Origin of the sequence: Lysinibacillus sp. NPDC095746, from assembly GCF_044763535.1 — a bacterium.
Lineage (GTDB): Bacteria > Bacillota > Bacilli > Bacillales_A > Planococcaceae > Lysinibacillus.
In genome coordinates, this window is sequence record NZ_JBIWGL010000001.1 from 58,048 (window position 1) to 70,581 (window position 12,534).

Sequence of the window (12,534 nt, forward strand, 5' to 3'; positions counted from 1 at the left end):
AAATAATAAATAAGGTAATCCACTACTTTTTACGAATATCCAAGAATTTATGAGAAATCATATTAAAACTAACAGAATGCTTTAGTTAAAAATTCGTTTTGCGAAATATCAAAACAAAAAGACAGAGTTCATTCACTACATTTTGTAGAATTAATCTGTCTTTATGTGTTAATAGCAACAATCTTTTAGAAAACGGCCTTTCGAAAAGATTGTTGCTATTCAACTGGCGGAACAGTTTAGTGCAGTGAGGAAGTAGGATAATATCAAACATACTATGCATTTAAGGTGATTAAAATGAAGAAAGTTTTTGTCGTAGACGGGCATATTTTTTTAAGCTTTAAGAAATTATGTAAGGAGAGTTGTTCTTTCTGGAAAGTATGAGGTAGTTTTGGAGAAATTGCTCCGATAAATCTAATAGTGATTTAGGATATGAAGAAACAATAATTAAACTTAATGAAAAGTTGAAGAAATGACATCCAAGTAATGATAAATATGTACTACAAGAAGGAATAAAAAAAGAGGAACTGCTTAATGGCAAGAAAATCAGAAAGAATATGTCACAGTTATTTCTTGATAATAAATACCAAGAGAAATTGCGCTATGCAATTTCTCTTGGTGCTTAAACTGAAATTAATTATAACTCATCCTCGATAACTTCATTATTATTTTTATTACCATTACCATTACCATTACCATTACCATTGCCATTCCCTGGCTTCACAACCAACACATCAAATGTTAGTGTGCGCTCACCATACTTTACTCTAACCGTCGTATTACCTTGACCTTTTCCTTTTACAGCCCCTGCTTTTACAGTAGCTATTTTATCATTCTCTACTTCGTAGGTTGCAAGCTTTGTAACATCTTTTTCTGTTGTTTTACCATCAAAAGTAGTTACTTCAGTAATTTTAACTGGAACTTCTTTACCTATTCTAGTTTCCACCTGAGCTTGGTCAATTTCTAGTGTTACTATTGGTTCTTTTACAACAGGTGCTTTAACTGTAACATTTATAGGTACTTCATTATCACCATATGAAATAGTTATTGTCGTCGTGCCCTCACCTACTGCAGTTACTAATCCATTTACTATTGTTGCAACATTTTCATCTCCAACAACATAAGTAGCTTTTGAAGTTACGTCTTTTTCTGTTGCAGCACCTTCTGCAGGCGTTGTCGTTTCTGTTACCGTAAGTTGTGCAGTTTCTCCAGCTATTAAGTCTAGCTTAGTTGGATTTACAGAAAGTGCTATTACTGGTTCTACTACTTCTTTTTCATATATCTTCGCTTCACCAACATTACCGGCAGCGTCTTTAATGATTACTGAAACAGCATTTGTTTCTGCTGTTACTGGGAATGTGAAGCTACCGTCTTGATTTAATTCAAAAGCTACTGGCGCTTGTACTTCACCATTTATCGTCGAAATATAGGAAGCTTTTAATTTATCATTTAAATTGTAATCTAAACCGTATAAATATAGCTCTTCATTGTAGTCGATATATTTATCTGTTACTTGTCCTGTAGCGACACCTTTAGCTACTGAACCAGTAATTTCTGGTTTAGTCGTTTTCACGATAATTGGTCCAACATAATCGGAAACTACTCCTGATGCTGCAAGACCGGTGAAGTCAATTGTATACAGACCATCTGGAATCTTTGTGGCAGGTGCTGTTCCCCATGGTTTGTACTGCCCAGCAATATTCAGCGTATAAGAGCCTTTTCCTAGTGCAGTCCCAGCATGTATATAACCAATGTAGCCGTCTCCGTATTCTCCACCTTTAGGATTCATAATATCCCAAAGCTCGATATAGTTAGTTGTTACATCTCCAGTTAATGTGAATGACAGTACAGCTGAATCTTTTACCCCATCTCCGTTAAAGGATAGGTCTGTTTCTGTAATCTTAAAATCTTTAATTTCAGTTGCTGCCGCGCCACCAAAGTCAGCTGCGAATGGCAATGAAATTTCTGTATCTCCACTGCTGATGTAAATATACCCTAGTATTTCAGAGCCTTTTGGTGCCGTAGCTTGCGAAGCCGTTAATGTAATATTTAAAACTTGCTCTCCGACTAGATTAAATGTCGGCTGATCGACTGTAACAGCTGCATCACCAAATGTTTTTGTCACATCGATTGATACGTTATAATTGCCGCCGTTCCCTTTAATATCTTTTACTAAAACTTGTTTCGTTACAGAAATATCCCGGTCTTTAAGAGATTGGGGACCGAAAGTAACTGTACCTTTCAAGTTTTCTGCAACTGCACCAGTTCCATCTAAAATTGCGCTATCAAGTGCATAGGCGAGAATTTCCGGATGAGCTGCTGCATAAGCATTTACACGCCCTGCACCTTGAGAAAACACATCGTATTTTGTTTTATCTAAAACCTTTGCTGTATTAGAAAGCGCCACTTTTACATCGAAGGCGTTCCAATCAGGATTTGCTTGTTTAACTAATGCAACAATACCTGTAATATGCGGTGTTGCCATAGAAGTTCCTGTTTTACGAGCATATGCTTCCCTATAATCTGCAGCAGGGAAATCTTTTTTATACATCGGAATTGTTGACATAATGTTTGTTCCAGGTGCACTTACATCTGGTTTAATATCAAAATTTGGTGTAGATGGTCCACGTGAACTTGAAGAGTTTACATCATCTCCCAGTGTCTTTGTGGAAGCAAATTTACTAAAGCTTACTTTTCCAGCTCCGCCTGCTAATGCAGCGCGAATTGCATCGCCATCCGTTTGTGACATATCAAATGTTGGCAGAAAATCAAATGCATCACCAAGGAATGTGCCTGAAATGTTCGGTGCATTCGTTCCACCAGCAAAGTTATGAATAATTGTTGCGACTGCTCCATTTGCCTTTGCATTCGCAATTTTATCAACGAATGCGATACTACCACGGGAAATCAATGCCACTTTACCTTTTACATTAATTCCTTCGAAGTCTTTTACTTCCCCGTTTCCAGGAACAGCAACTAGGTCAAATTCTCCTTGAAGCTGTGTTGCTAAATTTTTCCCAAAAGTCGTGCCCATTAACGGAAGCTGCTTTGTTAAATTGTAGTTGCCAACTGTAACATTCACTTCCCCGTTATACATTGTTTCAGGATTTGTTGTGTTACCAACAGCAATTCCTAAACGGGCCGTTGCAGGCGTGCCTATTGTTCCGCGATTTGGACCTTCGTTCCCTGTTGCAATTACTCCGATTGTTCCAGCCATCATTGCATTATTAATAGCAAATGAGCCTGCATCCGTTTCAGAGTTTGCGCCCCCGCCAAGTGAAAGGTTGATAACGTCCATTTTTTCTTTTACAGCAGTTTCAATTGCTTTAATAATACCAGATGTAGCTCCACTACCGTACGCCCCAAGAACACGGTAAGCATAAAGGTCTACTTTTGGAGCAATTCCTTTTATACCGAACTCGTTAGCTCCGATTGCTGCAATTATTCCAGCAACATGTGTACCGTGAGAAGTATAGAACGAGCTTCCTTTTTCATTAAATTCAGGTGTTCCGACAGGACGCTCCGAAGGCAATGTTTCCGATGCGTCATCATCTGCCCGAGGCTTCGTGTAAGTTGCTGAATTCGGAATGAAGTTTTTCCCACCTTTGTAAATTCCAGCGAACTCAGGGTGATCTGCATCAATACCAGTATCTAATACTGCTACTTTTATTCCTTGTCCTTCAATTCCTTCCTTCCAAAGCTGTTCGATGCCAAGGAAAGAATTACTTGTATTCATTCGAGCTTCTAATGGATCTTCCTTCTTAAGTTCCGTTGATTTCATCGGCTTATCTTCCGATGCGTAAACAATTGCATCAGGTTCGATTAATGTAATTCCTTCCACTGTAAGCAATTTCGGGAGATCGTTTGCTTTCACAGTTGCCGCAAAACCGTTTAAGACAGTATCAAATGAGTATCCTTGAGTCATCTGAACTTTTTTAGCAGCTAACTCTTTTTTAACTTCTGCTTGCTGTGCTTTTACATTTGAACGAACTTCATTTGCTTGGGCATTAGAGAATTTTTGGCCTTTGACTTGGCTTATTCCTTGCTCAAGTGCCACAGGCTTTTCAGATAAATGAACGATGACTGCAACATCTTGATTGCCTGATACATTTTGTAAGCTTTCGTGAAGAGTTGGTCCATCTTTAGACAAGCTTAGCTGTTCAGCGATAGCCGCCTTTAGTTGAATGATACTTTCACTTTGACTATCCTGCTTGAATAGTTTTGATTCTTCAGCATTAGCACTCGACAATGGAACCAATAGAGAAAGCACCATAAAGAAAGCTAGAACACTACTTAAGAACTTCGTAAACTTAAACTTTTTCAAATCTCAATTCCTCCCCTGCCTTTAATTGTCACACTTTTCAGTTTAGTGTGATATTTCCAATTTATCACAAGGAAACTATTCCGAGTATCCCGATATTTGAATATTCCGAAATATTGATAATTAGTATCAGTTTATCAAATATAGATTAAATCTATCTTCCTAGTAATTTAATAAAAAAGTAGAACTTTCAAACGAAAAACAACGTACCGTAATTTATTAATTTTTTGCTATAGTTGAAGAAGAAGCCAAACAAGAAATAACAACTTGGAGAACACAGCCTAGTTTTAAAAACATTGCGCTTCGACATCGTAAGACTTAAGACAAATTGGAACTTCCAAAAGAATAGTCATGCTAGAGACTTCCTGTTCGTCATTTGGCCAGCTGGAAAAGTGTGAAATGGTAATAAAAAACCAGCGTCTCTGTTGAACTACATTCATAACAGAGAGCTGGTTTATTTCTTTTATCCACATTATCGGGTCACTATTAAAACTCTTTATTGCTGGCGAGATTCTGTCATTTGCTTCCAAACAGAACCTTTTGCTTCCTCACCCTGTTCGATGCGGGCAATCGCCATTTTTACTTGTAGCTTCACTTCAAACTCTTTATCTTCATTAGCAGCCTTTAATGCTGCTAATGAATTATCAGTGCCGACCTCATATAAGTACATAGCTGCACGCCAACGAACAAGTTTGTTTTTATCCTGTAATGCTTGTTGCATCACGTCTTCAAATTCCACAAAGCCGAGGTCACTCATACAATCTCCTGCAGTTCGACGAACCGCTGCACTTTTGTCCTGTAATGCCTTTTCCAAATATGGCACTACTGCCACATCTTCAATCATTCCTAAATAAACGGTTGCCAGTCGACGGATAGACATTTGCTCATCTTGTAACGCCAAATCTAAAAGCGGTAAATCCTCTAGCTCTGGATCTGCCATTTGGTCAAGCAATTGGAAACGTTTTTCCCATTCTGGTTGCTTAAACTGTTCAACAGTAATTTTTAGTTTAGCTGGCTTCTTAATAGTTTTCTCTGAATCATTAATCGTTGCAACAATCTCCACTAAACGTTCCTCAGAATATGTCACATCGATTTCTTGTTTTACTGCTTCCGCAATTTCCTCAAGCTCTCCGTAACGTACGCCATAGTCGATCCATTTACGTTGGAAAATATAATTTTCATCCACTGCTGTTTCAAGAATTTTATTGAAAGCTTCCACAAAGCGCTCACCACAGCTTACACGGTACTCTCGTTGATTATCAAATACCTTTACTTGCAGTGGTACCTGCTTATAAAATTGCACATGAACGTACACTTCCCCATAAAATTCATTGGCTACTTGTTCTTTGTTTTCTTCCTGTACATCTTCACCTAGCGCTTGGCGAATGCTTGCTAAAATACCTTCCCATGCATACTTTGCGTTACGCTCAACAGCGAAGAAATCCGCTACATGGTAAACACCTTTAACACCTTCGATTGCTAAAATTGCTGCTACTTCACCAGTTGCTTCATCTTTATTATCTTTTGTAAAATTATAGCTTTTGCCAAAAGGTAACTCTGTATCGACGACAATCTTCATAGAATTAGGACTTGGTGTCGGTTCAATTGTCATAATCTTCATGTCTATCGCTCCTTATCCATTTACGATTTCATCTAAATATGACCATCTTTCAATAAGGTGTTCATATTGTGCATTTAGCTCATCTAGCTTCGACGTTAATTCCTGTAGCTTTGTAAAATCAGCACCAGCGTTGGCGATACCTTCTTCTGTCTCCATAATCGCTGTTTCTGTCTTTTCTATTTCATCAGCAATTGTTTCCCATTCTTTCTGCTCTTTAAAGGATAACTTTTTCTTGTCCGATTTAGGCTTTTCGGTCTTAGTTTTTTCAACTTTTGGCGATTCTACCTTTACAGCGGATTCCTGGTCACGCTTTTGTAAATATTCACTATAAATATCAAGCGTTTCATTAACATGCCCAAGACCATCTAAAATCCATAGCTTTTTCGCAATACGATCTAAGAAAAAGCGATCGTGAGATATAGTGATAACAACCCCAGGGAAATGCTCAATGAAATCCTCGAGTACACCTAGTGTTTCAATATCCAAATCATTTGTAGGCTCATCCAGTAACAGTACGTTTGGTTGCTCCATTAATAATCGTAACAAATGCAGACGTTTACGCTCACCACCCGATAATTTACCGATAGGTGTACCGTGTGCATGAAGTGGGAATAAGAAACGTTCCAGCATTTGTGCTGCCGAATAACGTACACCCTCCGCATCTGTGATATCATTGGAAGCTTCTCGGATATATTCAATCATGCGCTCGTTTTCATTCATTTTTGGTAAAGTTTGTTTGAAATGCGCTAACTTCACTGTCGATCCAACTAGAATTTCACCAACATCAGGTGTAAGCTCTCCTGATAACATGTTCATTAATGTTGATTTTCCTACACCATTTGCTCCGATAATGCCAATACGGTCGCCCTGTTGCAGTAAAAATGAAAAGCTTTCGAGAATTTTTTGATGGCCAAAAGCCTTTGAAATATTTTCAGCCTCTAAAACTTTCCGGCCAAGACGAGTTGTTGCTAGGCCCATGTCAAGAGAAATATCCTCCGATTTACGCTCTAAGTTATCCTCTAACTGCTCGAAGCGCTGGATACGTGCCTTTTGCTTCGTAGAACGCGCTTTCGCTCCGCGACGAATCCATTTTAATTCTGAGCGATAGCGGTTGCGGTCTTTTTGTGCGGAGGCTGCTTTCATTTCCTCACGAATAGCACGTGCTTCTAAATAATCCCCATAATTCCCAGTATGTCGGTATAAAGTTTGATCAGCTAGCTCGTAAATATGAGTAGACAGCTCATCTAAGAAATAACGATCATGGGTAATAAATATAACTGCTCCCTTTAATCGTAACACCATTTCCTGCAGCCACTCTGTAGACTGCACATCTAAATGGTTGGTAGGCTCGTCCAATAAATATAAATCTGCCGGCTCAATTAATACTTTAGCTAAAGCAACACGCTTTTGCTGACCGCCTGACAATGTTAAAACCTCTCTATCAAACATTTCAATGCCAAGCTTCGTAAGCGCCGTCTTAGCAAGTGCATTGACATCCCATGCCTGCTCCTCATCCATACGATGCTGCAAGCTAAATAGCGTTTTCTGTAAACTTTCTGAAGTCGGATTTAATGCAAGTGCAGCAACGGTTTCTTCATATTCACGATTAAGTTTTAAAATAGGTGAATCCCCTGCAAACACTGCCTGCAACACAGTTTCGCCACTATTAAAAGTAGGCTCCTGTGGTAAATAGGCAACACGATATTTATTTGGGCGGTCAACTTCCATTGAATCCGCTTCAATCTCACCAGCTAAAATAGAAAGCAATGTGGATTTACCAGTACCATTAATACCAATTAGCCCAGCTCGCTCCCCTTCATAAATCGTAAATTCAATATTTTGAAAGAGCGTTTTATCGCCCACTGTTTTCGTTAAATTTTGTACTATTAAATGACTCATTCCACTTGTCCATCTCTTTCATTTAGGTGTTGTTTAGTGTCCATACTACTTTTATATGTAGTTTATTATTGATATCCATTTTTATCATAACACCAAATGACAGGTAAACAAAGGACAACAAACTCTTCTTAGCTATCTAAAAAACGCTGCTCAATTAACTGCAAAATGAAGATGAGGTAAAAATCACAAAAAAATCCGGATAGAACATAATTCTATCCGAATACAGAAGCTTTTTATTTCACCAATAACCTAGAAGCTTCCACCATAGGCCTCCTACTATAACAAAAATCAGGATAGTAACAACGGAAACTACAAATCCAACTGTCCACCATTTTTTTTGATCAATATAACCTGCACCAAAGAAGACAGGTGCTGGACCCGAACCATAATGAGTAGTGGCGCCAAATAAATTACTAAATGCCGCTAATAATATAGCTGCCAACATAGCAGGTGCTCCCGCTTGCAGCATAACAGATAAAAATGCTGCATACATCGCACTAATATGAGCAGTGGAACTCGCAAAGAAATAATGTGAATAGAAATAGACTAAAGCTAATATGACAACCGCCCATATCCAGCTATACCCAGATACAAGACCACCAACTTCATTACTAAACCACGGAATCAACCCTAGTTTGTTCATAAAAGATGCCATCATAAATAGCGTTGCGAACCAGATTAGTGTATCCCATGCTCCTTCTTCCTTTTTAATATCTGCCCATGTTAACACATTTAACAATAACAGCAACGAAAGACCTATAAGAGCTGCAGTAGTAGCACTAATGCCTAAGTAGTCTCCACCAATCCATAACGACAACACAGCAACAAATACTACGATCATTCGTTTTTCAGAACTTTTCAGAGGACCGAATTCTTCCAGCTTCTTTTTAGCGATAGCTGCTGCCTCTGGTGTTTCCTTGATTTGAGGCGGATAAATTTTATAAATAACATAAGGAACAACAATTAAAGCTGTTAACCCAGGGACAATCATCGCCATTGCCCAACCAAACCAAGTAATAGTTACTCCAGCTGAATCACTTGCTAACTTAACAATTAAAGGATTCGCTGCCATGGCTGTCATAAACATAGCAGATGTTATTAAATTCCCTTGAAAACCTACCTTCAAAAGAAAGGCACCCATCTTACGCTCTGTCCCGTCTTCTGGTTTAGATCCGAAGGTATGAGATAATGACTGGATGATTGGGAATATAACACCACCAGCACGAGCTGTATTACTAGGAATAGCAGGTGCTAATATTAAGTCACTTGCTAGTAATGAGTAGGACAGACTCAAAGTTTTTTTCCCAAAAAGACGAACAAATACATAGGCAATTCGTTCCCCTAGTCCCGTTTTAATAAATCCTCGAGAAATAAAGAAGGCAATAACAATTAGCCAAATCGTTGAATTACCAAAACCGCTTAATGTCTCTTCAATAGTTAATGTATTTGTTATGGCAATCATAGCCATAGCAATAAATGATACTGCTCCCATTGGCAACGGTTTCGTTATAAATCCTATAATGGTCGCAACAAAAATAGCGAACAGATGCCACGCTTTTTCATCTACTCCTGAAGGCACTGGACAAAACCAGATAGCCACGCCAACAGCAAGGGAAATGAGGAAAGGAATCCATTTGACTGCGCTTTTTGCTTCTTTCATGATGTTAAAACTCCTTTGACGGTTACCCCAATGTTTTTAAAAGGAGATTTCTCCCACGATCTAATAATTGAAAGAAAAATAGACCTAATTCAAGATCCCCATTGTCGAAAAAACATAAGTAATTATATATGCTTTATGTAATGAATGAAAAGATTTTTAACTCATTACTAAGAAAAAAATGATCTCGGTTCAGAAATATTTCCCTTTTTGTTAATATTATTGGGAAAAAGTTACTTTTTTTATCATTTAAAATTAGCATGTGCAATATCCATTGATAAGATACACGAAGTCTTTAGGATTTACCCAAGTCGCTCCTTCAAGTTCATGCTTGGGAACCCTTCCTATGGCTACCCACCATATGAGTATCCTTCAAACCGCTTCCCTCCATACAAACTTCCTGGGCTAGGTAAAACTTTTTAAACTGTATGAGAATAGCTGGATCAATACAAACTGATAGTAACCGGTTACTGCGTTAAAACCCCATTAATTGAAAGGAGTATTCATGGATGCCACTTGTCAACGTATTTGGAGGAAAAACCTTTGAAGTAGAAGAAGGAAAAAAATTAGTATTAGCTCTTGAAGATAATAATATAAACATTTTTCATCAGTGTGGCGGAATAGCAAAATGCACAACTTGTAGAGTGGAGGTATTAGCTGGTGAATATAAGGATATTTCAAAAATAGAAAAACACGCCTTCTCTATTAAAAATATTGATGAGAATTTATATGAAGACTGTTTACGGCTATCTTGTCAAATTCGAGTAATAGGCGACATTACCGTTCGGCCTATTTTAACCTCTGAAAATACACAGGGCGAAAGAGGTCCAAGACCAGCAGATTAACCAAATATCGATTATTAATTCAAAAAGATGTGTTAACAAGATGAAGTAATTTATATCAAAGTTGCTTAGTCAATACAGATTTATTTTATCCATACCTTAAATATAGGAAATTCGAAAACGCGGTCTTATATCTACAAAATGAAGAAAGGCATTGGAAGAGGGTTAAATGTCTGTTAGGTTCCAATGCCGTTTTTATTTATGTTATTTTTTATTAAATCAACAAACGCAACAATGAAGTATTATAAGAATTTAACCACTTTGAACAGGGCAGATAACCCCATTTCCATTTTCCGTTACTTACCCACGACCTGCTTGAAAAGAAGGGTATAAGGTCATTCCACCATCAGCAAATAGAGTGATTCCTGTTACGTAACTAGCTTGGGATGAAGCAAGCCATGCTGCTGTTGCTGCAATCTCTTCTGGTTTTCCGATATAACCCATCGGAACCATACTTTCAACATCTGCACGTTTTTCAGGATCGGCAAATTTCTCAGCATTAATAGGTGTATTAATCGCACCAGGCCCGATATTATTAATACGAATTCCTTTTGGGGCATATTCTAATGCTAATGTTTGTGTCATCAGTTTAATGCCTCCTTTACTAGCCGCATAGTGAACAAACAAAGGCCATGGAATAACTTCGTGAACACTGGACATATTGATTACTGTCCCTTTAATATCATGTTCGACGAAGTACTTAATCGCTTCTCTACTTCCTAAAAATGCACCTGTTAAATTCGTATTGATTACTTTATTCCAATCTTCAAGCGGCATTTCATGTGAGGGTACTGGATTTTCTATTCCAGCGTTATTAATCATCACATCGAGAGTTCCATACTTATTCACAGCAGTCTGGACGAGGTTGATGACATCCCCTTCAACTGACACATCTCCTTTTACAGCTATCGCTTCCCCCCCTGCTTTTTTTACTCCTTCAACAACAGCATTTGCCTCTTTTTCATTTGAGCGAAAATTTACGATAACTTTTGCTTTTTCCTCGCCAAAGCGTAATGCCATTGCTTTTCCTAATCCTGTTGAAGCACCTGTGATAACAATAACTTTCCCTTCTAAATCTGGATACATTTAAGGTCCTCCTCGTTATACTTTCGCCATCCCTAACCCAGTAAATTGCTGTAAGTTGTCGTTTTGTTTTTTCTCACCTATGATAAAAAACTCGGCCCATACGGGTTTCCACCTGCTTAAAACATAATAGTAATATGGAACGAAGCAAAAACTTTTATACCATTGATCTATAAAAGGTTACTTTAAAATAAAGAAGAATCCATTTGAACATTTGTTCAAAATGGACTCTTCTTACATTTTGTAGATTGTATTTTAACGTAATTGCAAAATGATGGATATAGAGGTACAGTCAAGAAAATGCGGATTTACAACGCTCAGAAATCCGGATTAAAAGCCGAAATTAAACAACAACCAGTCGTCGGTTCACTACCTTCAACTGGCTGTAAAAAGGTTACTGTCTCAAAAATGACACTCAGTACCGTACGGCTTGGTATATCATATACCTAGCAGATAATTATTTGTGAAATTTTATTCGATCTTCAAGTGCTTGGAATTCTTTTTCGCCTGGTGTTACCGTTGGATTGCCAAAAGGCATTTGCGCAATAAGCTTCCAATTATTAGGGATATTCCATTCTTTTTTCACTTCATCATCAATTAGTGGATTATAATGTTGTAAAGAAGCTCCTAATCCCTCTGCTTCCAATCCTGCCCACACAACTAATTGGTGCATACCTGATGCTTGATTTGACCAAATCGGAAAGTTCTCAGCATATGCGGCAAATTGCTCTTGAAGTGATTTAACTACCGCTTCATCTTCTAAGAATAATACTGTACCATAACCTGCTTTAAAAGAATCCATTTTTTGTTGAGTTCCTGAAAAATCTCTATCTCCAACTACTTTTCTTAATACTTCAGTTGTGATATCCCACAATTTATTATGTGCCTCACCTGATAATACAACAATACGTGCAGTTTGAGAATTAAATGCTGACGGAGTATATTTCACAGCAAATTCTACAATTTCTTTAATTCTTTCATCAGATATTTTTACCTCTTTATTAATTCCGTAGTAAGTACGTCTTTCTTTAAGTGTAGTGTAAAAATCTTTTGTCATCATTTTCTTCCTCCAATTTTTTTCCCACTTTGCATCTGTCGCTTAGAGATTTTTAGT

General features: G+C 37.8%; 7 protein-coding genes. 1 reads left to right on the plus strand and 6 read right to left on the minus strand.

Annotated elements, in window-relative coordinates:
• Positions 1-634: 634 nt before the first annotated feature.
• From ACIQ7N_RS00300 to ACIQ7N_RS00315, 4 genes are all read right to left on the minus strand, one after another.
• The gene (locus tag ACIQ7N_RS00300; protein ID WP_402929468.1) at positions 635-4,321 is read right to left on the minus strand and encodes a S8 family serine peptidase; all 3,687 of its coding nucleotides are present in this window, start codon (positions 4,319-4,321) and stop codon (positions 635-637) included.
• Between the two features lie 493 nt (positions 4,322-4,814).
• Positions 4,815-5,939 carry a conserved virulence factor C family protein gene (locus tag ACIQ7N_RS00305; RefSeq protein ID WP_402929469.1) on the minus strand — a complete coding sequence of 375 codons (1,125 nt, stop codon included), beginning with the start codon at positions 5,937-5,939 and terminating at the stop codon, positions 4,815-4,817.
• 12 nt (positions 5,940-5,951) lie between these two features.
• Positions 5,952-7,838 carry an ABC-F family ATP-binding cassette domain-containing protein gene (locus tag ACIQ7N_RS00310; RefSeq protein ID WP_402929471.1) on the minus strand — a complete coding sequence of 629 codons (1,887 nt, stop codon included), beginning with the start codon at positions 7,836-7,838 and terminating at the stop codon, positions 5,952-5,954.
• Positions 7,839-8,076: 238 nt separating this feature from the next.
• Complete coding sequence (locus ACIQ7N_RS00315; protein WP_402929473.1) at positions 8,077-9,498, minus strand: anion permease; 1,422 nt, start codon at positions 9,496-9,498, stop codon at positions 8,077-8,079.
• A 506-nt stretch (positions 9,499-10,004) separates the two neighbouring features.
• Between ACIQ7N_RS00315 and ACIQ7N_RS00320 the strand changes: the two genes are divergently transcribed.
• On the plus strand, positions 10,005-10,340 hold the full coding sequence (locus tag ACIQ7N_RS00320; RefSeq protein WP_402929475.1) for a 2Fe-2S iron-sulfur cluster-binding protein: 336 nt from the start codon (positions 10,005-10,007) through the stop codon (positions 10,338-10,340).
• A gap of 297 nt (positions 10,341-10,637) precedes the next feature.
• On the opposite strand, the gene gdh is transcribed toward ACIQ7N_RS00320, so the two are convergent.
• Positions 10,638-11,423, minus strand: coding sequence for a glucose 1-dehydrogenase (gene gdh, locus ACIQ7N_RS00325; protein WP_402929476.1), 786 nt, complete (start codon positions 11,421-11,423; stop codon positions 10,638-10,640).
• Between the two features lie 454 nt (positions 11,424-11,877).
• Complete coding sequence (locus ACIQ7N_RS00330) at positions 11,878-12,477, minus strand: nitroreductase family protein (protein WP_402929920.1); 600 nt, start codon at positions 12,475-12,477, stop codon at positions 11,878-11,880.
• Between the last annotated feature and the right edge of the window lie 57 nt (positions 12,478-12,534).